This is a genomic window from Rhizobacter sp. Root1238 (genome assembly GCF_001425825.1).
In the GTDB taxonomy this organism is placed as follows: domain Bacteria; phylum Pseudomonadota; class Gammaproteobacteria; order Burkholderiales; family Burkholderiaceae_C; genus Rhizobacter.
Genome location: NZ_LMDM01000009.1, coordinates 1 through 26,745, shown reverse-complemented (window position 1 = coordinate 26,745; position 26,745 = coordinate 1). Strand labels below are relative to the sequence as shown.

Annotated in this window: 20 protein-coding genes and 1 pseudogene; 11 read left to right on the top strand and 10 right to left on the bottom strand. The window is 69.7% G+C overall.

Going from position 1 to position 26,745, the window contains the following annotated elements; translation table 11 throughout:
* The first annotated feature begins 82 nt into the window (after positions 1-82).
* Together ASC98_RS08505 and ASC98_RS08500 are read left to right on the top strand one after the other, a co-directional pair.
* Positions 83-538, top strand: coding sequence for an ester cyclase (locus tag ASC98_RS08505; protein ID WP_056812445.1), 456 nt, complete (start codon positions 83-85; stop codon positions 536-538).
* A gap of 18 nt (positions 539-556) precedes the next feature.
* Complete coding sequence (locus ASC98_RS08500) at positions 557-1,480, top strand: NADP-dependent oxidoreductase (protein WP_056812443.1); 924 nt, start codon at positions 557-559, stop codon at positions 1,478-1,480.
* Positions 1,481-1,538: 58 nt separating this feature from the next.
* On the opposite strand, the gene ASC98_RS08495 is transcribed toward ASC98_RS08500, so the two are convergent.
* On the bottom strand, positions 1,539-1,886 hold the full coding sequence (locus tag ASC98_RS08495; RefSeq protein ID WP_056812438.1) for a GFA family protein: 348 nt from the start codon (positions 1,884-1,886) through the stop codon (positions 1,539-1,541).
* A gap of 156 nt (positions 1,887-2,042) precedes the next feature.
* Between ASC98_RS08495 and ASC98_RS08490 the strand changes: the two genes are divergently transcribed.
* On the top strand, positions 2,043-2,534 hold the full coding sequence (locus tag ASC98_RS08490) for a VOC family protein (protein ID WP_056812435.1): 492 nt from the start codon (positions 2,043-2,045) through the stop codon (positions 2,532-2,534).
* A gap of 15 nt (positions 2,535-2,549) precedes the next feature.
* On the opposite strand, the gene ASC98_RS08485 is transcribed toward ASC98_RS08490, so the two are convergent.
* Entirely contained in the window at positions 2,550-3,413 is an 864-nt protein-coding gene (locus ASC98_RS08485) for a LysR family transcriptional regulator (protein WP_056812432.1), read from the bottom strand.
* A 79-nt stretch (positions 3,414-3,492) separates the two neighbouring features.
* On the opposite strand from ASC98_RS08485, the gene ASC98_RS08480 reads away from it, so the two are divergent.
* Positions 3,493-4,740, top strand: a complete 1,248-nt coding sequence (locus ASC98_RS08480; protein ID WP_056812429.1) for a YbfB/YjiJ family MFS transporter — start codon at positions 3,493-3,495, stop codon at positions 4,738-4,740.
* A gap of 169 nt (positions 4,741-4,909) precedes the next feature.
* On the opposite strand, the gene ASC98_RS31045 is transcribed toward ASC98_RS08480, so the two are convergent.
* Positions 4,910-5,239: a hypothetical protein gene (locus ASC98_RS31045; RefSeq protein ID WP_056812426.1), complete on the bottom strand. Its 330-nt coding sequence runs from the start codon at positions 5,237-5,239 to the stop codon at positions 4,910-4,912.
* A gap of 329 nt (positions 5,240-5,568) precedes the next feature.
* Between ASC98_RS31045 and ASC98_RS32315 the strand changes: the two are divergent.
* From ASC98_RS32315 to ASC98_RS08460, 4 genes and pseudogenes are all read left to right on the top strand, one after another.
* Positions 5,569-6,381, top strand: a pseudogene (locus tag ASC98_RS32315) (DUF6055 domain-containing protein); the annotation flags it as partial.
* 2 nt (positions 6,382-6,383) lie between these two features.
* The coding region (locus ASC98_RS32310; protein WP_369821160.1) for a DUF6055 domain-containing protein at positions 6,384-6,957 on the top strand (574 nt) is incomplete at its 5' end.
* Complete coding sequence (locus ASC98_RS08465) at positions 6,899-7,492, top strand: hypothetical protein (RefSeq protein ID WP_056819861.1); 594 nt, start codon at positions 6,899-6,901, stop codon at positions 7,490-7,492. The genes ASC98_RS32310 and ASC98_RS08465, both read left to right, overlap by 59 nt.
* Before the next feature lie 2 nt (positions 7,493-7,494).
* Entirely contained in the window at positions 7,495-9,726 is a 2,232-nt protein-coding gene (locus ASC98_RS08460; RefSeq protein ID WP_082542341.1) for a cellulose binding domain-containing protein, read from the top strand.
* A gap of 14 nt (positions 9,727-9,740) precedes the next feature.
* On the opposite strand, the gene ASC98_RS08455 is transcribed toward ASC98_RS08460, so the two are convergent.
* The 5 genes from ASC98_RS08455 to ASC98_RS08435 form a co-directional block, all read right to left on the bottom strand.
* Positions 9,741-9,971 (bottom strand): hypothetical protein, encoded by a 231-nt coding sequence (locus ASC98_RS08455; RefSeq protein WP_056808087.1) that lies wholly within the window; start codon positions 9,969-9,971, stop codon positions 9,741-9,743.
* 146 nt (positions 9,972-10,117) lie between these two features.
* Positions 10,118-12,748, bottom strand: a complete 2,631-nt coding sequence (locus ASC98_RS08450) for an ExeM/NucH family extracellular endonuclease (RefSeq protein WP_056819857.1) — start codon at positions 12,746-12,748, stop codon at positions 10,118-10,120.
* Between the two features lie 187 nt (positions 12,749-12,935).
* Entirely contained in the window at positions 12,936-17,264 is a 4,329-nt protein-coding gene (locus ASC98_RS08445) for a translocation/assembly module TamB domain-containing protein (RefSeq protein WP_056808082.1), read from the bottom strand.
* 7 nt (positions 17,265-17,271) lie between these two features.
* Positions 17,272-19,089 carry an autotransporter assembly complex family protein gene (locus ASC98_RS08440; protein ID WP_056819855.1) on the bottom strand — a complete coding sequence of 606 codons (1,818 nt, stop codon included), beginning with the start codon at positions 19,087-19,089 and terminating at the stop codon, positions 17,272-17,274.
* Between the two features lie 20 nt (positions 19,090-19,109).
* A complete protein-coding gene (locus tag ASC98_RS08435; protein ID WP_056808078.1) occupies positions 19,110-20,306 on the bottom strand; it encodes a VWA domain-containing protein in 1,197 nt (398 codons plus the stop codon).
* Between the two features lie 164 nt (positions 20,307-20,470).
* Here ASC98_RS08435 and ASC98_RS08430 point away from each other — a divergent pair, with 164 nt between their 5' ends.
* Positions 20,471-21,139 (top strand): hypothetical protein, encoded by a 669-nt coding sequence (locus tag ASC98_RS08430; protein ID WP_056808076.1) that lies wholly within the window; start codon positions 20,471-20,473, stop codon positions 21,137-21,139.
* 10 nt (positions 21,140-21,149) lie between these two features.
* Here ASC98_RS08430 and ASC98_RS08425 read toward each other — a convergent pair whose 3' ends face one another.
* A complete protein-coding gene (locus tag ASC98_RS08425; RefSeq protein WP_056808074.1) occupies positions 21,150-23,153 on the bottom strand; it encodes a S9 family peptidase in 2,004 nt (667 codons plus the stop codon).
* Positions 23,154-23,255: 102 nt separating this feature from the next.
* Positions 23,256-24,110: a MoxR family ATPase gene (locus tag ASC98_RS08420; protein ID WP_056808073.1), complete on the bottom strand. Its 855-nt coding sequence runs from the start codon at positions 24,108-24,110 to the stop codon at positions 23,256-23,258.
* Positions 24,111-24,235: 125 nt separating this feature from the next.
* Here ASC98_RS08420 and ASC98_RS08415 point away from each other — a divergent pair, with 125 nt between their 5' ends.
* Together ASC98_RS08415 and ASC98_RS08410 are read left to right on the top strand one after the other, a co-directional pair.
* The gene (locus ASC98_RS08415) at positions 24,236-24,901 is read left to right on the top strand and encodes a cytochrome c (RefSeq protein ID WP_056808116.1); all 666 of its coding nucleotides are present in this window, start codon (positions 24,236-24,238) and stop codon (positions 24,899-24,901) included.
* Between the two features lie 120 nt (positions 24,902-25,021).
* Positions 25,022-26,602, top strand: a complete 1,581-nt coding sequence (locus ASC98_RS08410; RefSeq protein WP_056808071.1) for an ABC transporter substrate-binding protein — start codon at positions 25,022-25,024, stop codon at positions 26,600-26,602.
* Positions 26,603-26,745: the final 143 nt, after the last annotated feature.

The following is a 26,745-nucleotide window of genomic DNA, read 5'->3' as shown; positions in this document are numbered from 1 at the left end:
TACAAGTCATTTGTTGGACAGATGGTAGCGCGGCGCCGAGACTTGGGCTCATCACTTCACACCGCCCGCAAGGCACGTCAGCATGAGCCCCTCGAACCTCCTCCGCCCCAGCTCCTCCGACCAGGCCCGGCGCCACGCCATCGAGCTGTTGTACCGGGCCTTCAGCGACCACGACCCCGACCTGTTGGACCTCGCCGTCACGGCCGACTGGGACGACATCCCGCTCGCGCCCGGCCAGGGGCCCGGGCCGGACGGCCTCAAGCCCATCATCCGCAGCGTGGTCGAGGCGCTGCCCGACGTGCGGATCACGATCCACGATGTCCTGATGGGCGAAGACCGCGCCGCGGTTCGTGCCGAGATCACCGGCACGCACCGCGGGCCGCTGTTCGGCATCGCCGCGACCGGCCGGAAGGTCAGCATCCGCATCCACGAGTTCCATGAATTCGACGGCGAGCGCATCAAGCGCACCTGGCACCTGGAGGACTGGTTCGGCGCGTTCCTGCAGCTCGGTGCATTCCCTGCACTGACCCACGACTGACGCACCGAGGGCATCACGATGAAATCCCTTCGCATCCACGCCTTCGGCAACCCGAGCCACGCCGAGCTCGAGCACACCACGCTGGCCAGCCCGGCCCAGGGGCAGGTGTCCCTCCGCATCGAGGCCGCCAGCGTGAATCCGCTGGACCTCAAGATGCTGGCCGGCCACATGCAGCAGGTCTTTCCGGTGACGCTGCCGTACACGCTCGGGACCGACCTGGCCGGCGTGGTCGAGCAGGTCGGTCCGGGCGTCGACCGATTCAAGCCGGGCGACCGCGTCGTCGGTCGCCTGGAGCCGACGGCCGGCGGCGCGTTTGCGCAGGCGGCGGTCGTTCCCGCACAGGCACTGAGCCCGATGCCGGCCGACATGAGCTTCGAACAGGCCGCGGCCTTGCCGACGGCCGCGGGCACGGCCTGGCTGGCGCTGTTCGGCGCAGGCCGCCTGCAGGCGGGGCAGCGCGTGCTGATCCACGCCGCTGCCGGGGGGGTCGGCAGTTTCGCGGTGCAGCTGGCCAGGCAGGCCGGCGCGCATGTCATCGCGACCGCGTCGGCGCGCAACCTCGGCCTGGCCCGCGAGCTGGGCGCCGACGAAGCGATCGACTACCAGCGCCAGGACTTCTCTGCCGTGCTGCGCAACGTGGACCTGGTCCTCGACACGGTCGGCGGCGACACGCTCGAACGCTCGTGGCAGGTGCTCGCGGCCACCGGTGCCATCGTCAGCACCGTCGACTTCGCGATCGAGGCGCGCGGTGGCCGGCCGGGGTCGTTCGTGTTCTTCAACCACGACGCCGGCACGCTGGACATGGTCCTGCAGCGCTTCAACGAGAAGCAGCTGCAGATCGTCCTCGACACGATCCACCCGCTCGACGACGCGCGCGCGGCGCTGGAGCAGGTCGCTGGAGGCCACGCCCGCGGCAAGGTGATCGTGCGGGCTGCGCGGTGAGCAGCCCGCCCATCAAGCATCGATCCGGGCCAGCTCGTCGGCGTGAGTTCGGCCTCGGCTACCTCGACCGTCCGTCGAAGTGGTCGACCGGAATCGCCGCCAGGTCGATGCCCTCGATGCAGCGCAGGTTGACGGCGGCCATCGCCGCGCCGGACGGCGATGTGCCTTCGCCGTAGGGATGGACGCCGCAGGTCGGGCAGAAGCGGTGCCGGATCAGGTGCTTGTTGAACAGGTAGGTGCTGGCGTTGTCGTCCGGCGTCAGCAGGCGCAGGTCGCTGCGAGGCACGAACCACATCAACGAGCCCTTGCGCTGGCACATCGAGCAGTTGCACGACAGCGCCGAGGCGATCTCGCCGTCGACTTCGAATCTGACGTGGCCGCAATGGCAGCTTCCCTGGTGCGTCATGGCTGAGCTTTCACGATGGAGTTGCTGGACGGCGCCGGTCGGTGTTCAATGGCGCCGCGAGGTTGGCGAGCCCGGAAATGCAGTCGAGCGGGCACGCGGGTTGCCGCAGAGTCCGGGCCGAGTATTCTCTCAGGCCCTTTCCGAAGGAGACGACACATGCCCAGCAAGCACATCGCGAAGAACACGATCTGTCTCTGGTACGACGGCACGGCGCTGGACGCGGCGCGCTTCTATGCCGAGGTCTTTCCCGACAGCGCGGTCGGCGCGGTGACGCGCGCACCGGGCGATTTCCCGGACGGCAAGCAGGGCGACGTCCTGACCGTCGAGTTCACGGTGCTCGGCATCCCGTGCGTGGGCCTGAACGGCGGGCCGGCCTTCAAGCACACCGAGGCGTTCTCGTTCCAGGTCTCCACTGACGACCAGGCCGAGACCGATCGCCTGTGGAATGCGATCGTCGGCAACGGCGGCCAGGAGAGCGCCTGCGGCTGGTGCAAGGACAAGTGGGGCCTGTCGTGGCAGATCACGCCGCGCGTGCTGATCGAGGCGTTCTCGGGCACCGATCGCGCGGCATCGAAGCGGGTGTTCGACGCGATGATGAAGATGGGCAAGATCGACGTCGCCGCGATCGAGGCCGCGCGGCGCGGTTGACGCTCCCATCGGCGTTCAGCGCGCCGGCATCGCCAGCTCGGCCCACAGCGCCTCGAGCGCGGCCGAGCGGTAGCCGCGCCGCTGCACCAGCACGGTGTCGCAGTCCTGCAGCGGCACCATCCGCAGCGCCGGCGGCGCCGCCATCAGCGCCAGCACCGAGCGCGGCACCACGCCCGCGCAGTGGCCGCCGGCCACGCAGGCCAGGATCGCGTGGTACGAGGCCAGCTCCAGCACGCGTGGGCCGGTGCCGTCGCGCGTCATCCAGGCTTCGCCGATCTGCCGGTAGGTGCAGCCGGCCGCAAACGCCGCCAGCGTCGCGACCTGCAGGTCGGCCGCGCTGCGCACCGGCGGGTGCCCGGGCGGCAGCGCCAGCAGCAGCGATTCGGCGAAGACCGGCGCGGCCTCCAGCGCCGCGGGCAGCGCATCGATGCCGGGCGGCGGCAGCGCGACCAGCGCGCAGTCGATCGCATGGGTGGCCACCGCGTCCACCAGCGCACGGGTGGGCCCGGTGCGCAGTTCCAGTTGCACGTCGGGCCAGCGCGCATGCAGCCGGGCCAGCGGGCCGGGCAGGCGGCTCGCCGCGGTGCTCTCCATCGACCCCAGCCGCAGCCGGCCGCCGGGATGGCCCGGCCGCAGCGCCTGCCGTGCTTCGTCGGCCAGCGCCAGCAGCCGCATCGCGTAGCCCTGCAGCGTCTCGCCCTCGGCGGTGAGCGCCATGCGCCGGCCTTCGCGCAGGAAGAGCGTCGTGCCCAGGTCTTCTTCGAGCTGCTGCACGCGGGTGGTCACGCTCGACTGGGCGCGCTGCAGCAGCTCGGCCGCACGGGTCACGCTGCCCTCGCGGGCCACGGTGCAGAAGATCTCCAGCGCTACCAGGTCCATGATTCTTGTTTCGAGATTGATTTTGAAAATAGAATCGTCAAACGAGATGATAAACCACCGCCCGTCCCGGCGGCACCGCATGGCCCACGAGTTGTCTTCTTCTTCCCCCGCGGGTTCCACCGCGCTGCGCGATCGACCGATGGTGGTGGCGCTGGCCGGCATGGCGGCGCTCGCGTCGGCGATGGGCATCGGCCGCTTCGCCTTCACCCCGCTGCTGCCGATGATGCTGCACGACGGCGTGGTCGACCTGGCCCGCGGCAGCTGGCTGGCCACTGCCAACTACATCGGCTACCTGCTCGGCGCGCTGGCCTGCATGGCGCTGCCGTGGCTGGCCCGGCGCGGCGCTCGGGTGCCGGGCGCCGCGGCGCTCGCGCGCAGCGGGCTGGTCGCCACCGCGCTGCTGGCGCTCGGCATGGCGTTGCCCTTCAGCGCCGCGTGGCCCGCGCTGCGGCTGGTGGCCGGCGTCGCGAGCGCGTTGGTCTTCGTCAACGTGTCAGGCTGGTGCATGGGGCGGCTGGTGGCGCTGGGCCGGCCGGCGATGGGGGGCCTGATCTTCTGCGGGCCGGGGCTGGGCATCACGCTGAGCGGGCTGTCGGCCAGCGCGATGGTGGCGCTGGACGGGCGGGCCGCCGCCGGCTGGGCGGTGTTCGGGCTGCTGGCCACCGTGCTGTGCGCGCTGGTGTGGCCGGTGGTGCAGGGCGCCGTCGCGCCGCGCAGCGGCGCTACGCAGGCTGGTGCGGTGCAGGCCGCGCCACCGCGCGCCGAGCGGGCGTTGCTGACGGCGGCCTACGGCCTGGCGGGCCTGGGCTACATCGTCACCGCGACCTTCCTGCCGGTGATCGCGCGCGGCGTGCTGCCGGCCGGCTCCGCGTGGCCCGACCTGTTCTGGCCGATGTTCGGGGCCGGCGTCACCGCCGGTGCCGTGCTGTCGACGCGCACGCCGGCGCACTGGGATCGCCGTTGGCTGCTGGGCGGCTGCTACGCGGTGCAGGCCTCGGCGATCGCGCTGGGGCTGTTCTGGCCGGGGGCCGCGGGGTTTGCGCTGGGCAGCGTGCTGCTGGGCGTGCCGTTCACCGCGATCACCTTCTATGCGCTGCAAGAGGCGCGGCGGGTGTGGCCGGCCGCGGGCGACAGCTTCACCGGCCTGCTGACCGCGGCCTATGGCGTCGGCCAGATCGCCGGGCCGCCGATGGTCGCGCTGCTGCTGCACCACAGCGCGACGCCGGCGCAGGGCTTCCAGCAGGCGCTGGCGGCCGCGGCGGCGGCGCTGGTGGTGGGGATCGCGTTGTATGCCGCGATGGCCCGGCGCTGGCCGCTGCGCGCGTGAGAGATCGGTGCCCGCCGGGGGCCTGACGTTTGGTTGCACACGGGCGCATCTCCGTCATTCGCCGGTCAACACTGGGCCGAAAGCGCAACTCAGAATCGCCCGGCCTTCCGGCACGACTCGACAGCGCGAAAGAACAGAATGAAAAAGGGATCCCTCCGTTCGCATGGCATCAGCAGCCTGCTGATGTCCTTGTGCCTGACCGCCTGCGGCGGATCGTCGAACGATGGGGCGTCTGCGCCGGTCGGAACGGCACCGGCTCCTGCGCCCGCGCCAGCTCCGTCGCCAGCGCCAGCGCCTGCACCAGCGCCAGCACCGAGCCCCGCACCCGCACCCGCACCGACCCCTGCGCCGGCCCCTGCGCCCGCGCCGACGCCTGCTCCCGCGCCAGCGCCAGCGCCGACCCCCGCGCCTGCACCTGCACCTGCACCTGCACCTGCACCTGCACCTGCACCTGCACCTGCACCTGCACCTGCACCTGCACCTGCACCTGCACCTGCACCAGCGCCAGCGCCAGCGCCAGCGCCAGCGCCAGCGCCAGCGCCAGCGCCCACGGTCGACCAAGGCAGCACGCTGACCACCTGGGCCGCTGCCAACTCCACCGAGAAGCCCACCGTCACGCCGGGCACCTGGCGCGCCGGCGGCCCGAACCCCGACCAGGCCAGCTTCARGCTCGTCAAGGAGTCGGCCCACTTCGCGTTCTATTCCGACGAAGCGATCTCSGACGCCGACCTGACGCTCGCGGCCAACACGCTGGAGAACACCGTCTGGGAGAACCTGTTCAACTCGAACCTGTTGATGCCCGAGCCGTTCTTCAACAANGACGCCGACCTGACGCTCGCGGCCAACACGCTGGAGAACACCGTCTGGGAGAACCTGTTCAACTCGAACCTGTTGATGCCCGAGCCGTTCTTCAACAAGACGGACAAGATCAAGCCGGCGATYCACATCCATTCCGACTGGGGCCTGACCGGCGGYGCGTGGGTCGACAACCAGCGCGGGCTGCACCTGGGCATGTGGATCGCCCCGGCCGCGCTGAAGGACCACTGGGGCCTGACGCACGAGTTCACGCACGGCTGGCAGTCGTGGGCCGGCAACAACGGCGGCCTCGAGTGCTACCAGTCGAACACCTGCGGCTGGCTGTTCGAGAGCCACGCSAACTTCACGCCGCACCAGCTGCCGGAATACCARRGCAACGCGCACTGCTCSGAGATGCTGCCGAACGCGCCGCACCTGTACCTGGGCTCCACGCGCGACCGSTATTGCAACTGGCAGTTCATGGAGTTCCTGAAGGACAAGTACGGCCCCGGCGCGGTCACGCAGRTCTGGACCACCAGCGGTGCCGACCCGCTGACCAACATCCAGAAGTCGCGCGGCTGGACGCTGCCGCAGCTCAACGACTTCATCGGCGACTGGGCGWTGCACAACGTGGTGTGGGACTACAAGGCCACGCCCGACACCTTCCGCAGCACCTACGGCAACATCACGCTGAYCGACAAGGCAGAGCGCATGCACCGGCTGATGCCGCTGGAGGCGCTGGACAGCAACTGGGCGAGCAACCGCCGCTTCGCGTCGCCGTTCTACGGCGCACCGCAGCGCTTCGGCTACAACGTCGTGCGGCTGTACCCGACCAACGGGGCGACGNNCCGCTACAGCGCGCTGCAGAAGGGGCTGGACGCCGACCTGACGTTCAAGGTGAACGCCGGCGAGCCGCTGTTCATGGTGGTGAGCGCAACGCCGTCGGTGTTCAAGACGGTGGTGTGGGACCAGGCCTATGAAAGCATCTGGCGCTACCCGTACATGATCGAGCTCGCGAATGCCTGGCCGCAGGGCTTCCAGAACGGGCAGCGCGATGCCTGTCCGTCGGGCACGCTGCGCCACGCCAACGGCGGCGGCTGCGCGCCCACCAGCACCGCGGCGAGCGTGTACGTCGGGCCTTACGCCACGATCCTGCCGGGCGGCAGTGCCACCGGCACCGCGCGCATCGAAGACCAGGCCATCATTGCGAACGGCTCGGTCWCCGGCGGCACGGTCGGCGGGCTCAGCGTGATCGGCGTGACCGGCAGCCCGTGGGGCAACAACAGCTTCTCGGTGTCGGGCTCGGCGCAGGTGCGCACCACGTTCTACCCGCTCGGCTTCTTCGAGGGGCGAGCCGCTGTTCATGGTGGTGAGCGCAACGCCGTCGGTGTTCAAGACGGTGGTGTGGGACCAGGCCTATGAAAGCATCTGGCGCTACCCGTACATGGTCGAGCTGGCGAATGCCTGGCCGCAGGGCTTCCAGAACGGGCAGCGCGATGCCTGYCCGTCGGGCACGCTGCGCCACGCCAACGGCGGCGGCTGCGCGCCCACCAGCACCGCGGCGAGCGTGTACGTCGGGCCKTACGCCACSATCCTGCCGGGCGGCAGTGCCACCGGCACCGCGCGCATCGAAGACCAGGCCATCATTGCGAACGGCTCGGTCWCCGGCGGCACGGTCGGCGGGCTCAGCGTGATCGGCGTGACCGGCAGCCCGTGGGGCAACAACAGCTTCTCGGTGTCGGGCTCGGCGCAGGTGCGCACCACGTTCTACCCGCTCGGCTTCTTCGAGSCGAACCAGGGYGCGTCGGGCAGCCTGAACCTGCATGGCGACGTGGAGTACCGCGGCAACGGGCTGAACCTCAGTGCGGGCAACCGCTCGGGCTTCGTCGATGCGACGTCCAACGTGGGTTCGGCCACCGACGTCAACACGAAGACGACGCTGACCTGGCGGCCGTGAACATGATCCGTTTCGAGAAGCTGGCCATCTGCATGGCCATCGCCGGGCTGTGTGCGCCCGCCGTTCAGGCCGCGAGCCCGGTGACCTTGACCTACGTGGTCAACAACCAGTGGGGCTCGGGCTACTGCGCGACGCTGCGCGTCACCAACCCGAACAGCGAGGCCGTGCAATGGAGCGGCACGCTGACGGTGCCGGGGCAGGTCGGCAACCTCTGGAACGGGGTGTGGAAGCAGACCGGTTCGAGCCTCGCCGTGAGCGGGGTCGAATGGAACAAGTCGCTGGCGGGCAAGGCGACGAATGAGTCGGTCGGCTTCTGCGCGACCTCGGCGGCCGCGCCGGCACCCACGCCTGCGCCGTCCCCGGCACCCGCGCCCGCTCCAACCCCGGCGCCTGCTCCCGCACCGGTGCCCGCGCCGGCACCGGCCCCTGCGCCGTCCACCGGCCCGGTCGCCGGCTCACGCCAGGTCGAGCGGCTCGACCGCGGCGTCGTCGCGGTCGCCACCGGCAACGGCGTCTTCGTCAGCTGGCGCATGCTGGGCACCGAGGCGGACAGCGTCGCCTACAACCTCTACCGCAACGGCGCGAAGCTGAACGCCAGCCCGATCGCCACCAGCACCAACTACGTCGATGCCGGCGGCAGCGCCAGCGCGACGTACAGCGTGGCCGCCATCGTCAACGGTGTCGAGCAGGCGCACAGCAGCGCCACCGCGACCTGGCCGCAGCAGTACTTGACGGTCAAGCTGCAGCGCCCGGCCGGCGGCACCACGCCCGACGGCGTCGCCTACGACTACAGCCCGAACGACGTCAGCGTCGGCGATGTCGACGGCGACGGCGACTACGAGCTGATCGTCAAGTGGGATCCGTCCAACTCGAAGGACAACTCCCAGTCCGGCTACACCGGCAACGTGTTCGTCGACGCCTACAAGCTCGACGGCACGCGGCTGTGGCGCATCGACCTCGGGCGCAACATCCGCGCCGGTGCGCACTACACGCAGTTCATCGTCTACGACCTCGACGGCGACGGCCGCGCCGAGCTCGCGATGAAGACCGGCGACGGCACGATCGACGGCACCGGTGCCGTGATCGGCAGCGCCACCGCGGACCACCGCAACAGCACCGGCTACATCCTGAGCGGCCCCGAGTACCTGACGGTCTTCAACGGCCTGACCGGCAAGGCGATGGCGACCACCGCCTACCTGCCGGCGCGCGGCACGGTGTCGAGCTGGGGCGACAGCTACGGCAACCGCGTCGACCGTTTCCTGGCCGGCGTGGCGTACCTCGACGGCCAGCGGCCGAGCCTGGTGATGAGCCGCGGCTACTACACCCGCGCGGTGATCGCGGCCTGGGACTGGCGCGACGGCAAGCTCGCGTCGCGCTGGACCTTCGACTCCAACACCGCCGGCAACTCGGCGTACCGGGGGCAGGGCGCGCACAGCCTGGTGATCGCCGACGTGAATGGCGACGGCAAGGACGACATCGTGTTCGGCGCCGCCGCGATCGATTCGAGCGGCAAGGGCCTGTACTCGACCGGCCTCGGCCACGGCGATGCGCTGCACGTCGGCGACTTCGACCCGACGCGCCCTGGCAAGGAGGTGATGATGGTCCACGAGGAGCCGGGCCACTACGGCGCGCACGGCGTCGAGATGCACGACGCGGCCACCGGCAAGATCCTGTGGAGCCTGCCGGGCGGCGGTGTCGACGTGGGACGCGGCGTCGCGATGGACGTCGATGCGCGCTACCCCGGCGCCGAAAGTTGGGCCACGGTGGGCGGCCTGACCAGCGCGAAGGGCGAGTCGATCTCGGTGCGCCGCCCGGCGCGCGTCAACTTCGGCGTCTGGTGGGACGGCGACCTGCTGCGCGAACTGCTCGACGGCACGACCATCGACAAGTGGAACCCGGCGACCGAGAAGCTCGACCGCCTGCTGACGGCGTCGAACTACAACGCCGCGTCGAACAACACGACGAAGGCGACGCCCAACCTGTCGGCCGACCTGTTCGGCGACTGGCGCGAAGAGGTGATCTGGCGCAATGCCGACAACACCGAGCTGATGATCTTCACGACGACGATCCCGAGCACCGAGCGGCTGCGCACGCTGATGCACGACACCCAGTACCGCTCGGCGATCGCGAACCAGAACTCGGCCTACAACCAGCCGCCGAACCCCAGCTTCTTCCTCGGGGCCGGCATGGGCAAGCCGGCACAGCCGAAGGTGTACACGCCGGTCGCGAAGTGACGGTCACCTGAGGATCACTGCGTCGTCGCGGCGGACTCGTTGGCCGTCGGGCCGGCGTAGATGCCGGCATCGTCCGCCGGTGCCGCGGGAGCGGTGTCGGCGACCAGGCCGCCCGACGCGGTGAAGGCGCCGGCGTCGGGGGCGTTGGTGCCGAGCATCGGCGTCAGGCACAGCACGAGGGCGAGCACGCCGGATCCGGCGGCGATGGCGATGAAGCGGCGGGTGAGGTCGTTGGAGGTTTGCATGTCGAGGCTCCCTGTTGATGAAGCCCGCAAGGATGCCCGCGCCCGGTATCAGCGATGTTTCAGCGTTGTCGCAGTTGTTGCAGCACATCTGCCGTTACCGACCCCTCGATTGCAGACCTCACTGCCAACATCACCGCCCGGCTCACTCACCGCGCGGCGTGGCTCCTGAGCCCGTCGAAGGTGTCGATCGGGAAGCCGGCCCACTCGCCGCTCGGGTCCCACACTGCCGGCGCCGCGGCCGGCACGCTGCCGTGCACGATGCCCGGCTTGCGGCGCAGCGTGCGGTCCAGCGTTGACAAGCTGCCGCCGGTCCATGCGGTGCCCGGGTCGAAGCCGACCTGGCCGAACGCATCGATCACCGTGCCCGACTTCTCCAGCGTCACCGCGTCGTCGCCGTTGAAGTTGGCGACCCCATGCTTCACTGCACCCGGCAGCGTGGCGCTGGTCGTGAACGCGGTGTTGATCAGCAGCAGCGTCTTGCCCGACTCCAGCGTGCCGGTCAGCGCCAGCGAACTGGTCGGCGCGGCCGCACCGTTCGCGTACAGCCGCACCGTGTAGGCAGTCAGGTCCACCGTGCCGGACGTCGGGTTGTAGATCTCCACCGCCTTGTTGTTGCTGCTGCCTTCGACGTACTCGCTGAAGAACAGCTCCGGCGTGTCGCCGGTGCTCGGCGCGGCGCTGACCACGACCGTGCCGCTGCGTTCGGCCGTCTGCCCGCCCGCGTCGCTCAGCACCAGCTTCAGCGCGTAGCTGCCGGCCGCGGCATAGGTGTGGGCCAGTGTCGTCACGCCGACCGCCGGGGTCTCGGTCGTGCCGTCGCCCCAGGCGACCGACAAGGCCGTGCCGTTGGTCGCCGCGATGCCGGTGATGCTGACGGCGGTGCCCGCCACCGCGCTGCTTGGCAGCGTGGCGGCGAGTGCCGGCACGATCGCCGGCGCGTCGGCCGCGAGCGTCAGGCCGACCAGCACCGGGTCGTGGTCCGACGAGCGGTACGGGGTGACGGCATAGCGGTCGTCGGTCTTGAACTCGGTGTTGTAGTCGAGCACCAGCGGCTCATCGGCGTTGACGTGCCACACGGCGATGCCGTTCACCTGCGCACCCAGCGTCTCGCTCGCGAAGGCATGGTCGAGCGCGCCCGATTCGCCGTTGAACACATAGCTGTAGCGGGCGTCTTCCGGCAGCCGCTTCAGCAGCGCCTCGAAGCCGCCGCCCTCCAGGCTCTTGACCGGGTCCTCGCTCAGGTACGAGTTGAAGTCGCCGACCATCAGCACGTCGGTCTCGCCCGAGGCGTCGATCAGGCCGTTGACCCACTTCTGCAGCGCCAGCGCCTGGCGGAAGCGCGAGACGTTCCAGCAACCCTGGCCCTTGTCGGCATCCAGGTCGTCCACCGAGGTCGGGCACGAACCCTTGCTCTTCAGGTGGTTGACCACCAGCCAGAAGCCGCCGTGGTTGTCGACCGCGGCGAAACGCTGCGCGACCGGCGGGCGCAGGCCGCCGTCGACCGCGAAGTCCGGATCGGTCGGCACCACCGCGTTGCCGATCGGCGTCACGCGGGCCGGCTTGTAGATCATCGCGACGGTGATCGCATCGGTGCCCGGCTTGCCGGCGTCGATCCACGCATAGGTGTTGGCGCCGAGCTTCGCATTGACCGCGCCGACCAGGTCGGCGAGCGCGGCGGTGCCGTTGTTCTCGATCTCCATCAGCCCGAGCGCATCGGCGTTCAGCCCGACGATCGTCTCGACCAGCTTCGCGCGCTGGCGGGTCAGTTCTTCCGCGGTGTTGGCGCCGCGCTGGCCGAGCGTCGTGAAGTAGTTCAGCACGTTCAGGCTGCCGGCGCGCAACGTGCCGCCAACGGCCGCGGGCGCCGCGGGGCGCGGGTTGGCGGCCGTGAAGGCGGGGGCGGCGACCGGGTGGACGTGGAACGCATCGGCCGTCCAGGTGACCACGCCGCGCACGCCGGCCACGGTGTCGCCGACGCGGCGCGTGCCGGTGCTGTCGGCGGCCGACAGGTACGGGATCGGCGTCGGGTTCTGAATGCCGGCGCCGTCGTCCAGCACGATCTTCGCGAGCGCGTTGGCGGCGTTCACTTCGTCGCGCGTCGCGGTGCCGGGGTGGTTGTTGGCCTGGAACAGCCGGCCGCCGGTGGACAGCACCAGCTCGCCGTAGCGGCCGAGGTTGTAGACCTCGGACACCGTCAGCGTCTGCTTGAACTCGACCAGCATGCCCTCGACCGCTTCGAGGTCGGTGGCGCTCGCAAGCGGCAGCGTGACCTCGCGCGCGGCGATGGCCGGGCCGGCGCCGCAGGTGCTGATCGCCGTCACGGTGGCCAGTTCGGTCAGCCGCTCGGGATCGGTGGTGCCGCTCTTGAATTCGCTGACGGTGCCGCTCGCCTGCACGTAGTCGCCTAGCTTCACGTCGGCGCCGCCGGGCGCGAAGACGAACAGGCCTTCGGAGGTCTTCGGGTCGGCATCGGCGACCGGCTGCTGGATGAAGAAGCCCTTCAGCTGCGCATCGCCCTGGAAGTCGGCGGTGACGACGCCGCGCACCGTGACGGCCTGGCCGTCGAACGGGCTCAGCGCGCCGGGGCCTTGCACCGCGGTGATGTCGCGCAGCGTGTTCGGCGCGGCCGGGCAGTCGGGCAGCGTGGTGACGGGCGGGTTGCCGCCGCCGGGGGGCGGCGAGTCGTCACCGCCACCGCCGCCGCAGGCCGACAGTGCGGCGAGCAGGCCGACGATGACGCCGGACGTCCATGAAGCGTGCCATCTGGAATTCGACATGCAAGTTCTCCCTGTTCACGGAACTTCCGTCCGCAACTTCGACAAGCAAACCGCCCGCAAAGGGGCGGTCGACAAAGCCGCGCAGGTTGACGCGCCGGCGTGTCAGCGTCGTGACACGGGCTCACCTTGCAAGTTCACGGCCATGCCGCAATTGCTGCCAGGCTGGCCGTCGATGGCTGCGCCAGGCTCACTGCCAGCGCAGCGTCCAGATGAAGTCCAGCGAGTTGTCGAGCCCCGACTGCGCGCGCAGCGTGAAGCGCTGGGCGATGCGGTAGATCAGCTGCCAGTTGCCGGTGGTCGCGTTCAGGCTGCGTTCGTAGCCGACGTACCAGCGCCGCGACAGCTGCTTGCCGAGCGACACCACCGTCTCGCGCACGTCGGTCGCGCTGTTCGTGTTCTGCGACACCGACAGGTCGTCGATGCCCAGCACCTTCAGCGGGTCGGCGCCGCCGCCTTCGCCGGCCAGCAACGCGAGTGCTGCGCGCTGCAGCAATGCGGTGTCGGCCTTGCCCAGCCCGTCGCTCGCGCGGCCGAGCAGCATCCACGACAGCTTGTCGATCTCGGACAGGTCCGGCTCGGAGAACAACCGCACGCGCGGGGTCAACGCGGTGCCGGTGATCGCGACGCCGACCCGCACGTCCAGGTTCAGCCGGGTCGCCTCGATGTCGAGCCGCGGGTTCTCCGGCGTGCCGTTGAAGGTGATGATGCCGCGGTCGATCGTCAGCTTCTGGCCGTAGGCGTTGTAGGTGCCGTCGACCGCGCGCACGCTGCCGTTCAGCGCCAGCTTGCCGCCCGGCGTGGTCAACTTCAGCTCGCCTTCGAGCCGGGTGTCGATGCCGCGCCCGCGCAGCCGCAGCGCGTCGCCGAGGTTCACCGTCAGGTCGACCGCGACGTTGCGGTTGCTCGGCGCGGCGCCCGGCCCGGCGGCCTCGATGGTGGCCGTGCGGTTGACCACCAGCACGTCGCCCGACAGGCTGGGCGCGTTTGCCAGGCTGAAATCGAACAGCCCTTCGTCGACCTTGAAGCTGCCGTCGACCTTCAGGTTGTCGCGGTCGAGGTCGACCTGCGCGCGGCCGGTGGTGACGATGCGCCGGTCGACCCGGCCCAGCAGCTGGAAGCGCTCGGCCACCAGCGTCATCTGCGCATGCGGCTTCTCGCCGAACTCGGCATTGCCGGTCAGCTTGACGGTGCCGTTGCCGGCACGCGCCTGGAAGGTGTTGATCTTCGCGTTGTCGCCCTGCAGCGCGATGTCGACCTCGCCGTCGGTCACGTTGACGCCCTGCAGGATGTTGCGCGCCGACAGGTCGGAGCCCTTCATGTGGCCGGTGTACTCGATCGCGCCGAAGCGCCCGCCGATGGTGGCGGTGGTGCCGAGCTTGCCGCCCAGGCGCCAGCCGGTCGGCACCCACGAGCCCCAGGTGCCGAGGTTCGCGACCTGGGCCTCGAGCACGCCCTGCACCGGCGCGTCGGGCTCGGGCCAGGCGCGCTTCGGCGACGTGCGCACGACGATCGCGCCGGCGGCCACGCCGAGCTGGTTGCCGGCCAGGCCCTGCGTGAAGTTCCAGACGCCGTCCTGCGCGCTCAGGCCGAGCCGCAGGTCGGTCAGGCCGAGCGGCTGCGTGCCCGTCTCGTCGGTCACCGACAGGTCGCCGCGCACCCGTTCGAGCACGATGTCGGCGCTGAACTCGGCGGCCTGGTGCACGACGATCCTGCCGCCGATCTGCAGGTCGCCACCCCAGCCGAAATCCGGCTGCAGCCGGCGCAGCAGCGGGGCGATCGCGACCGGCTGCAGCTCGGCCTGCACGTCGAGCTGCTGCGTCTGCACGCCCTGGCCGGCCTGCCAGCGGATCGCATCCCATCGCAGCCCGGCGCCGAGGATGTCGGCTCGACCGGCCGACACGCTGGCCCATGGCGCGTCGCCGGCCTGCACCTCGACGTCGACGTTCTGCGCCAGCACCCAGGGCGTGCTGCCGGGCTGGCTGCTGCGCACCTCGGCCTGCTGCAGCGTGCCCTTCCAGTTCAGCGGGGTCGGTGGCTTGCCGGCGGCCGGCCGCAGCGACGAGCCGTCGAACGGCGCGCCGCTCAGGCCGCCGCGCGCGGTCAGCAGCACCAGCGTGCGGCCGGTGGGGGCGGAGGCGGCAGACGCAGCGGACGCAGCCGAGGCGGCAGATGCAGTGGAAGCAGCCGAGGCGGCCGCGGGCGGCGCGCTGGCCGCGCGCGCGGCCGGCGGCGGCTGCACGTTGTCGACCCAGGCCGGTGGCAGGGCCTTCAGCTCGGTGCGCCAGTTCAGCGTGTGCGCGCGGACCGTGCCCTGCAACTGCAGCCTGCTGCTGTCGAGGCCCTGGCCGCGCCAGGCGCCCTGGGCGATGTCGGCGGCGAGTTCCAGCGGCGCGTCGGCGCTGGTGCCGGCCTGCCAGCGCAGCTCGGCCTGGCCGACCGCCAGCGCGCCGGCGCGCAGCTTCGCGACCGTGGCCTTGCCCTGCGTCTTCACGTCGGGCCAGCGGCCGCTCAGCTCCGCCTCGCCGGTGAAGCTGCCGTTCAGGCCTTCGAGCAGGCCCGACGCCTGCGCGCCCGGCAGCAGCTTCAGCAGCGGCTGCAGACGCGCCAGCACCGGCGCGCGGGCGTCGACATGCCAGTGGTCGGCCGCACCCCGTGCATCGGTGGCGAGCGCGCCTTCGGCGTTCAGCGCATTGCCGCCGGCGTCGAGCTTCACGGTTGCGGCGAACGGCGCGCCGGCGCTCGGGTGGTGCAGCGCGATGTCGCCGCTCAGCGGCACGCCGGCCAGCACGCTGTCGCCGATCACCGCGCTCAGGTCGCCGCGCAGCCCGGCCAGCCGGTCGAGCAGCGTCGCGCCGCGCGGGGCCGGCGCGATCACGCTGTCGGGCACCGTCAGCGCCAGCTCGCCCTTCACGTTCAACCGGTGCGGCCCGAGGTGCCAGCTCGATTCGGGCGGGCCGGGGAACCAGGCCGCAGGGTCGAAGTCGACCAGCGCACCCTTGGCCTTGCCCTGCCATTGCTCCGTGCCGCGCTCCGCGCTGCCGCTCAGCGTGGCCTGCGCGGCGCCGGCGCTGGCGCGCAGTTCGCGCAGTTCGATGCGCTGCTCGTCGCCTTGCGCATCGACCTTCAGCTGCACCGCGCGCGCCGGCTGCAGCAGCTGGCCCTTCAGGTCGACCAGCGCCTTGAAGCTCGGCGGCCGCGCGCTGCCGTCGGGCAGCGGCGGGTGGGTCTGGCCGGACAGGCTGACCGGCCCACCGATCGTCATCGCCGGCAGGTTCGGGTCGAGCTCCGAAGGCGCCACCTTGTCGAGCGTCGCGTTCAGCTCGAAGTTGCCGCCGTCGACCCGGCCGCTGCCGCTGACGCTGCCGGCCGGCTTGACGCTGCCGGCCAGCTGGGCCTCGAAGGCGACGAGCTCGAACTGCCGCGGCCGGTCGGCGCGGCCGCGCAGGTCGACGCTGAGCTGGCGCAACGGCAGCCGTTGTTCGTCCCAGCGGCCGGGCTTGTCGTTGCGAAGCGTGCCGCGCGCGGCGAGGCCGCCCTTGCCGGCCTGCGCATCGGTCGGCGCGATCGCGATGCTGCCGCTCAGCGCGGTGACCGGCGCGTTCGTCAGCAGCGCCGACAGGTCGAGCGCCTGTGTGCTGGCATCGACCTGCGGCAGCGGCCAGGGGTCGGCCGGCGCGACGACGGCGGTGGCGTCGAGCGACTGACCCTGCGCGCGCAGCACGGCCTGGGCACTGAAGCGTGCGAGCGGTCCCTTGGCCGACAGGTTCGCGCGCCAGTCGTTGCTGAGCGTCTTCGCCCACGCCGGCAGCGGCGGCAGCGCGGCATCGCTGCCGCTGCCCTGCACGCCGTCGAGCTGCAGCTCGAGCGGCAGGTCGCCGTCGGTGCCGATCTGCGCATGGCCGGTGATCTTCAGCGCATCGAGCCGCAGCGAGGCGTCGCTGACGCGGTGCAGCCCGCCGCGCTCGGCACCGAGCGCCACCTTGGCGGCGATGTCGCGCAGCGGATGCGTTTCCAGGCCCGGCACCAGCAGCGTGCCGACCGTCAGCTTGTCGACATACAGCTCGACCGGCGAGCGCAGCGAGGTCGGCAGCCCCGACGACGGCTTGTCGCTCGGGCCGATCTGCACCGTGACGCGGTCGGCCGACACCGCATCGGCATGCACCGCGGCCCAGCTGCGCGGGTAGGGCGTGAACGACAGCGACAGCCCGCGCCAGCGCAGCGCGTCGATCACGATGCGGTCGTGTTCGCCGAGCACCACGACGACCTGCTTCGCGCTGAAATCGCCGACCAGCGATCCGCGCGGCTCGCTGACCTGCAGCAGCGGCAGCGAGCGCACGACGTTGCCGAGCAGCCAGGCCGTGCCGCTGTCGCTGCCGGCGGCCCACAGCGCGGTGCCGACCAGCGCAGCCGGCAGCGCGACCAGCAGCACGAAGCCGACAACCAGCAGCGCGACCCACCAGCGGCGTCGGCGCAGCGGCGTGGCGGGGGCGGGCGTGGCGTCGGTGTCGTCGCTCATGGACTCGTCAGAAGGCGATGCCGACGCTCAGGTGCAGGCGGTTCTGATCGACCGCCTGCCCGTGCGCATAGTCGATGCGCAGCGGCCCGACCGGGCTGCGCCAGCGCAGGCCGACACCGTAGCCGTAGACCGAATTCACATGGCCCCAGGTGTCGGACGCGTTGCCGCCGTCGGCGAACACCGCCCACCACAGCGAGGGCATGCGCGGCGAGATCGGGCGCGCGATCTCGACGCTGCTGGTCAGCAGGAAGCGGCCGCCGTAGACCTCGCCGTCCTTGATCACCCCGAGCGACCGGTACGAGTAGCCGCGCACCGAATCGTCGCCGCCGGCGCGGAACAGCAGCGCATCCGGGATGCCGACGTCGGGTTTCGCGAACACGCCGCCGGTCTCGACGCGCGCCAGCCCGTACCACTGCTTGCCGAACGGCCAGTAGCCGGTCAGGCGACCGTAGGCGCGGCCGAACGGGCCGTTGCTGGCGAAGTTGTTCACCGCATAGCCGCCGGCCGCCTGGATCGAGGCGGTCAGGCCCTTGGTGGGCAGCAGGATGCTGTCGACGTCGCGCCAGACCCAGTTGTAGTTCTGCGAAACCGCGCGGCTGTCCTGCTCGACGTCGTCGTTGGTCAGCTTGGAATCGAGCACCTCGACGAAGATCAGCCGCTCGATGTGCTCGGTGTCGAGCGAGCGGCCGACCCGCACGCGCGAGTTCAGCGTGATCGCGCCGGCCGAATCGAGCCGCGACACGCTGGTGGCGATCAGGTTGCGGTACTGGCCGTCGGTCGGGTTGGAGGTGAGGTCGGCGTCCCACGAGCGCAGGTCGCGGCCGAGCTCGAGCTTGTTGTGCAGTTGCGCGTTGAAGCCGAACGGCCGGCGGTGCCGGTGCTCGAGGGTGATGCGGCCGCCGGTGTTGTCGCTGTAGCCGATGCCGAAGGTGGCCTGCTGCAGCGTCTGTTCGCGCACCCGCACGGTGACCGGCGTCGCGGCGGCCTTGCTCTCGTCGGGATCGATCTCGACCGAGACGCCTTCGAACAGCCCGAGCTTGCCCAGGCGCTCCTGGAAATCGAGGATGCGCTTCTCGGTGTAGGGCGTGCCGGGCCCGAAGTCGGCGAGGTTGCGGATCGCGCCTTCGTCGTAGCGCTGCAGGCCTTCGATGCGGATCTCGCCGAGGTGGAACAGCGGGCCGCTGTCGAGCACCGCGGTGATGCTGGCCTTCTGCGTCGACGCGTCGACGCGCGCCTCGGTGCTCTTCCATTGCGCGGCCGGGTAGCCGTCGGCGCGCAGCCGGGCCGCCGTCTCGTTCTTCGCTTCGCTCCACAGGGCCTGGCGGAACGGGCGGCCGAGCTTCAGCGGCCATTGGTCTTCGAGTCGGTCGAGGGTTTCGCGCGCGGCGGGGTCCTTCGAATCGAGGCCCTTCTTCAGCTCGCCTTCGATCTGCAGGTCCCAGTGGTCGACGCGGGTGCGCGGGCCGGCCTGCAGCACCAGCTTGATGACCGGCAGGCCTTCGGCGGTCTCGCTGCGCTCGACGGTGGCCTCGGCGTTGAAGTAGCCTTCGGTCTCGACGAGCGTCCTGGCCTGGGCCGGCGCGGCCGCGGCAAGGCGGTCGAGCTCGGCGCGGGTGATGCCTTCCTGCGTCGACGACTGGAAGCGGCCGAGGTCGAGGTAGGTGGCGAGCAGCTTCTTCAGGTCGTCGGGGGCGTCGACCTCGAGCCGGTAGGCGGCGAAGGCCGGCGCGGACGCGGCGCCTGCCGGTGCGGCCGCGGATTCGGGCGTCTTCGCGTCAGCGCCTTCGGGCTTGAAGATCGCACAGCCCGACAAGGAGATCGCCAACAGGGACAGCGCGAGCCACCTCATTTGCTCAGCAGCCGCATGGCCCCTTCCAGGCCCTGCAGCGTGAGCGGGAACATGCGCTGGTTCATCAGCTGGGCGACGATCGAGATGCTCTGGCGGTAGCCCCAGACGCCTTGCGGTTCGGGGTTGATCCATGCGAATTTCGGGAAGGCATGCGTGAGGCGCTGCAGCCATTCGGCGCCGGCTTCCTCGTTGTTGTATTCGACGCTGCCGCCGGGCTGCAGGATCTCGTAGGGGCTCATCGTCGCGTCGCCGACGAAGATCAGCTTGTAGTCCTTGTTGTACTTGCGGATCAGGTCCCAGGTCGGGAACTTCTCGCTGTAGCGGCGGCGGTTGTTCTTCCACATGAAGTCGTAGACGCAGTTGTGGAAGTAGTAGAACTCCAGGTGCTTGAACTCGGCCTTGGCGGCGCTGAACACCTCTTCGACGCGGTGGATGTGTTCGTCCATCGTGCCGCCGACGTCCATCAGCAGCAGCACCTTCACCTTGTTGTGGCGCTCGGGGACCATCTTGATGTCGAGGTAGCCGGCGTTGGCGGCGGTCGAGCGGATGGTGTCGTCGAGGTCGAGCTCTTCGTCGGAGCCTTCGCGGGCGAAGCGGCGCAGCCGGCGCAGCGCGACCTTGATGTTGCGAGTGCCGAGTTCGAGCGAGTCGTCGTAGTCCTTGAACTGGCGCTGGTCCCAGACCTTCACGGCGCTCTTGTTGCGGCTCTTGTCCTGCCCGATGCGCACGCCTTGCGGGTTGTAGCCGAAGGCGCCGAACGGGCTGGTGCCGCCGGTGCCGATCATGCGGTTGCCGCCCTCGTGGCGTTCCTTCTGTTCCTCGAAGCGCTTCTTCAAGGTTTCCATCAGCTCGTCCCAGCCCATCTTCTCGATGGCGGCCTTGTCCTCGGGGCTGAGCTCGAGTTCGAACTTCTTCTGCAGCCAGTCGAGCGGGATGTCCTGCGTGAAGTCGGTGAGCAGCTCGACGCCCTTGAAGTACGCGGCGAAGGCGCGGTCGAACTTGTCGAAGTTGGCTTCGTCCTTGACGAGCGTGGTGCGGGCGAGCAGGTAGAACCTGTCGATGGTGGGGCCGGTGCCGTCCTCGTCGTCGCCGTCGATCACGCCGGCCTGCAGCGCTTCGAGCAGCGTCAGGTATTCCTTGACGGAGACCTTCAGCTTGGCGGCGCGCAGGGTGAAGAAGAAGTTGGTCAGCATGGCGGGCTGGAACGGCAGAGCCGCGGGCAGTACCTCGTATTGTGACTTCGTCCGCGCGCACCGTCCGCGTGCGCATACCCCATTGTTGCGGTGCGGCATTCCGGTTGTCCTACGGAGGCTTCGCGCATCATGTCCGGGCCGACATCCTTGCCTGGCCTTGTGACATGAAGTTTCCGGCGCGCAAGCGCACCCTGATGACGATCCTGATGGCGGGCGGTGCCGCTGCCGCATCGGCCGCGCCGCCGGTGCCGTGCCGTGTCGCGCCGTTCGCCGACGCCGGCGTGGCCGACCGCGAGGCCTTGCTGGCGAAGCGGTGCGGCGGCGACAACATCGACTGGAAGATCGAGACCCCGCGCGCGAACCCCACCGACGTGGGGCCGAGCCAGCTGCGCTCGCGGGTCGAGACCAGCACCACCGAAACGCTGGGCAGTGGCCTGAAGACCTCGGTGCGGATGAGCTGGGCGGGCCGGCGCACCGAGACCGAACCGGGCTTGCGCACCGAGCAGGCGATCGTCGCGGCCGGTGCGCAGGTGCGGCTGGCCGACAGCTGGGCCTTGCAGATGAACCTGGGGCGCGACGTGGCCGGCGTGCCGCGCAACCGCGCCACGTTGTCGAGCGTGTGGCAGCCGCTGCGCAGCGGGACGCTCTATGCCGAATGGGTCGGCACCGGGCCGTCGGCGAGCGAGACCGAGGTCAACCGGGTGGGGGCGCGCTGGTGGCTGGTGCCGCGGCGGCTGTCGTTCGATCTCGGGACGGCGCAGCGGCCTGGCGTGCCGGGCTGGGAGGATCCGCGCTTTGCCGTCACCTGGGACATTTCGAATCTCCTGAGGTGACGGCAAGGACCTACTTCTTGTCGTGCGACGAGAGCCACCCGAAGAACTCCGAATACCAGAGCTTGCTGTTGCGCGGCTTCAGGATCCAGTGGTTCTCGTCCGGGAACCAGACGAGGCGCGAGTCGACGCCCCGCGCCTTCAGCGTGTTGTAGTAGGCCAGCCCCTGCTGGTCGGGCACCCGGAAGTCGAGCGCCCCGTGGATCACCAGCGTCGGCGTCTTCATGTTCTTCGCGAACGCATGCGGGCTCTGCGAGCTGACCTTGGCGGGGTCGTCCCAGTACCAGGCCCCCAGCTCCTTCGCATGCCAGGTGTAGGCGTCGTCGCTGAACATCGCGGTCCAGTCGAAGCAGCCCGCGTGGCACACATAGGCCTGGTAGCGCCCCGGCTTCACGTGGCCGTTCATCCACGCCACCATGTAGCCGCCGTAGCTGCCGCCGGTCGCGAAGACGCGGCCGCGGTCGATGTACGGCGCCTTCAGCATCAGGTCGGTCGTGGCCTCGACGTCCTGCAGCTCCAGCTCGCCCCAGCGGTGCGTGATGCTGTCGAGGAAGCCGTAGCCGAAGCCGCTCGAGCCGTGGTAGTTCACGCAGACGACCACGTAGCCCTGCGCCGCGAACACATGCGTGTTCCAGCGGTAGTGGAAGGTGTCGCCGGCCGCCGCGTGCGGGCCGCCATGGATGCTGTGCAGCAGCGGGTACTTCTTCTTCGGATCGAATCCCGGCGGGTAGATCACCCAGGCCTGGATCTCGTCGCCCTGCGCACCCTTCAGCCGCACGTCTTCATGCTTGCCCAGCCGAATCGGCTTCAGCAGGTCGTCGTTGAAGTGCTCGAGGCGCTGCGGTGCTTCTTCGCCCGCACGGTGCACGTGCACCCGCGCCGGGTGGTCCATCGCGTCGGCGGCGGTCACGACCACGTCGCCGGCCACGTCGAAGCCCTGCACCCAGCCGCCCTGCGCCGCCACCGCGGCACTGCGGGTCGCGACGTCGAAGCGCCACAGGTGGCAGCGGCCCTGGTCTTCGGCGGTGAAGAAGAGGGCGTCGCCGTCGGCCGACCAGCGGATCGGCGCGTTCACCGCATGGTCCCACGCCGCGCTCAGCACCTGCTGCTTCACCGGTGCGTCGACGCCGCGCTGCAGCACCGCCGCATGGTTGGGCATCGTGTGGCGCTTGCCCTGGTGGCTCGCGAGGAACGCGATGCGCTTGCCGTCGGGGCTGTAGCGCGGGGCCTCGAAATCCCAGGCCTTGTCCTGCGCGATCACCTCGATGCGGCCGCTGCGCACCGCCACCTCGGCCAGCGACTTGCAATGGTCCAGCCGCTTCTCGGGCGCCGGGTCGAACGCGAACGCGATGTGGCGGCCGTCGGGCGAGATGTCGAACGAATGCGCGTCGGGGTCGCCGCGCTGCAGCTCGTAGTCGCTGCCTTCGAACAGGTCGCGCACCCGGCCGCTCTCGACATCGAGCACCAGCACGTGCGCCACGCGGTCCATCGGCAGGTTGCGGTCCCAGTAGCGGTACTGCGCCTCGCTCGTCACGTAGGCGGTTTCCTTGCGGTCCTTGAAGGCCTGGTGGCGCTTGGCCTGCGCCGCGCTGCCGCGCGCATCGGGCCACACCCACGAGACGAACGCGATGCGCCTGCCGTCGGGGAACCACTTGAAGGCATCGACGCCCGGCGCGAAATCGCTGACGCGGCGCGCCTCGCCGCCATCGGGCGCGATCACGTACAGCTGCGGCGTGTCGTCCTTCTTGCCCTGCTGCTCGCGGCGCGCGATGAACGCGATGCGCTCGCCGGTCGGCGACCACGCCGGCTGGCCGTCCTTCTCGCCGGCCTGCGTCAGCCGGCGCGGCTCGCCGCCGAAGGTCGACAGCAGCCACAGGGCCGACGTGCCCTTGTTGTCCTCCATCGAGTAGCTGCCGACCGAACAGACCGCCTGCGCGCCGTCGGGCGACAAGGCCAGTCCGCCGACGCGCTGCAGCGCCCACAGGTCATCGATGCTCAGGGTGCGGTGTCGGGCCATGTCTGGGGCCGCCTCGTGAGCGGCGTTCGTGGAAAAACGGGATCGCGCGGAGGTGTCGAACTCAACGCGCGCGGGCCGGCCGGAGGGGTCCCTCGGCCAGCGTCATCGGTTGTGCTTCTGCATGAAGACGAGCTTCTCGAACAGCGACACGTCCTGTTCGTTCTTCAGCAGCGCGCCCACCAGCGGCGGCAGGCTCACCTTGTCGTCCTTGCTCTGCAGCACCTCGAGCGGGATGTCCTCGGCCACCAGCAGCTTCAGCCAGTCGAGCAGCTCGCTGGTGCTCGGCTTCTTCTTCAGGCCCGGCAGGTTGCGCACCTCGTAGAAGTTGCGCAGCGCGGCGGCCAGCAGCTCCTTCTTCAGCGACGGGAAGTGCACCTCGACGATGCGCTTCATCGTGTCGGCGTCGGGGAAGCGGATGTAGTGGAAGAAGCAGCGGCGCAGGAAGGCGTCGGGCAGTTCCTTCTCGTTGTTCGACGTGATGAACACCAGCGGCCGGTGCTTCGCCCGGACCAGCTCGCGCGTCTCGTAGACGTAGAACTCCATCCGGTCGATCTCGCGCAGCAGGTCGTTCGGGAACTCGATGTCGGCCTTGTCGACCTCGTCGATCAGCAGCACCACCGGCTGCTCGGCGGTGAAGGCCTGCCACAGCACGCCCTTGACGATGTAGTTGTGGATGTCGTGCACCCGCGCACCACCGTCGACGTCGGCGAGCTGGCTGTCGCGCAGGCGACTCACCGCGTCGTATTCGTACAAACCCTGCTGCGCCTTCGTCGTGCTCTTGATGTGCCACTGCAGCAGCGGCATGCCCAGCGATTGCGCGACCTCCTCGGCCAGCATCGTCTTGCCGGTGCCGGGCTCGCCCTTGATCAGCAGCGGCCGCTTCAGCGTGGCGGCGGCATTGACGGCGAGCATCAGGTCGTCGGTCGCAACGTAGTTGTCAGAGCCTTTGAACTTCATGCGGCGCAGGGTTGGAAGGGGTGCGGGCCAGTATAAGGCGGGCCCTATAATCGCCCGCGGTTCGAAGACAAGCCCTCGCCAACTTCAAAAAAGCTGCCATGACAAAGCTGGTTTCCCTGATGAGTCTGACGAAGAATCTGACGAAACTGATCCCGGCGATCGCTGCATCCCTGGTGCTGGCCGGCACCGCGGCGGCGCAAGATGCGAAGCCCGGCGATGCCAAGGCCGGCGAGAAGAAGGCCGCGATGTGCATCGGCTGCCACGGCATCCCCGGCTACCAGGCGAGCTTCCCCGAAGTGCACAAGGTGCCGATGATCGCGGGCCAGGGCGCCAAGTACGTTGTCGCTGCCCTCGGCGAGTACAAGAAGGGCGAGCGCAAGCACCCGACGATGCGTGCGATCGCGGCGCCGCTGTCCGACCAGGACATGGCCGACCTCGCCGCCTTCTACGAACAGCTCCCGAAGGAACAGCCGAAGCTGGCCGACAAGGCCGAGGCCGCGCCGCAGGTCGCCGAGCTGCTGAAGAAGGGCAACTGCGTGTCGTGCCACGGCGAGAACTTCAGCAAGCCGATCGACGGCAGCTACCCGAAGCTCGCCGGCCAGCATGCCGACTACCTGTTCGTCGCGCTGAAGGCGTACCAGACCAACGGCAACCCGCAGATCGGCCGCAGCAACGCGATCATGGTCGGCCAGGTCAAGCAGTTCTCGCATGCCGAGCTGAAGACGCTGGCGCAGTACCTGGCCTCGTTGCCGAGCGAACTGCACACGGTGCCGCAATCGCGCTTCCGTTGAGCAAGCTCCCCCGATATGCAAGACGCCGCTGCAACCCAGCGGCGTTTTTCTTTGGGGTGCCCGAACCTGCGCCGTAGACTGCGGCACTTCACGCCATCCACCTTCCGGGAGATCCGTTTCATGAAACGCTGGATTCCGATGCTGTCCCTGGCCACCACGCTGGCATTTGCGCTGAGCGGCACAGCCCATGCCCAGACGCTGCGCTGGGCCTCGCAGGGCGACGCCCAGACCCTGGACCCGCATTCGCAGAACGAGCTGCTGACGAACGCGATCAACGGCCAGGTCTACGAGACGCTGGTCAACCGCGACAAGCAGCTCGGCATCGAGCCGGTGCTGGCGACCGAGTGGCAGCAGACCGCGCCGACGCAGTGGCGCGTCAAGCTGCGTCCGAACGTGAAGTTCCACGATGGCACGCCGTTCACCGCCGACGACGTGGTGTTCTCGGTGCAGCGCGCCCGCGAGGGCACGTCGGACATCAAGGCATACGCGAACGCGCTCGGCGAGCCGAAGAAGGTCGACGCGCTGACGGTCGAGTTCAACCTGCCGGCGGTGAACCCGATCTTCCTGCAGCACGCGACGCTGGTGCAGATCATGAGCAAGACCTGGAGCGAGAAGAACAAGGTCACGAAGCCGCTGGACTTCAAGAACAAGGAAGAAAGCTACGCGTCGTTCAACGCGAACGGCACCGGGCCGTACATGCTGGTCTCGCGCGCGCCCGACGTGAAGACCGTCTTCAAGCGCAATCCGGCGTGGTGGGGCAAGTTCGACGGCAACGTGCAGGAGGTGGTGTACACGCCGATCAAGAGCGACCCGACGCGTGTCGCGGCGCTGTTGTCGGGCGAGATCGACTTCGTGCTCGACCCGGCGCCGCAGGACGTCGCGCGGCTGCGCAACACGCCGCAGGTGAAGGTGATCGACGGGCCGGAGAACCGTATCGTGTTCATCGGCATGGACCAGAGCCGCGACGAGCTGCTGTACGGCAGCGTGAAGGGCAAGAACCCCTTCAAGGACCAGCGCGTGCGCCGCGCGCTGTACCAGGCGGTCGACATCGAGACGATCAGGACCAAGCTGATGCGCGGCCAGGCCGTGCCCACCGGCGGCATCACGTCGTCGCCGCTCGGCGCGTACAACGACCCGGAGATCGAGAAGCGGCTGCCGTTCGACCTGGAGGGTGCGAAGAAGCTGATGGCCGATGCCGGCTATGCGCAGGGCTTCGAGGTGACGCTGGACTGCCCGAACAACCGATACATCAACGACGAGGAAATCTGCCAGACGCTGGCGTCGATGTGGGCGAAGCTGAACGTGAAGATCCGCGTCAACGCGATGCCGCGCGCGACCTATTTCCCGAAGGTGCAGAAGTTCGACACCTCGATGTTCATGCTCGGCTGGGGCGGCTCGATCACCGACGCCGAGGTCACGCTGACGCCGGTGCTGCGCAGCCGCGGCGAGGGCGGGGTGGGGGCCTGGAACTTCGGTGGCACGAAGGACGCGAAGCTGGATGAACTGGCGGCCGCGTCGAGCAAGGAAGCGGATCCGAAGAAGCGCGAGCAGCTGATCAAGGCGGCGCTTCGAGAGCACAACGAGCAGGTGCTGAACATTCCGCTGCACCGGCAGGTGATTCCGTGGGCTGCGCGGTCGAATGTCGATGTCGTGCACCGGGCGGACAACTGGCTCGAGTGGAGGTGGGTCACGATCAAGTGAACGCTGCGCTGTGGGGGCAGGTTTTGCCCTGCGTGGCATTGCCGGGTCTCGCCCCGGCGGGCGAGTCACTTTCATTTGAGCCCAAATGAAAGTAACCAAAGCAAAGGGCCTCAACACACACCATACGGTTCGTTCAGTCTCGC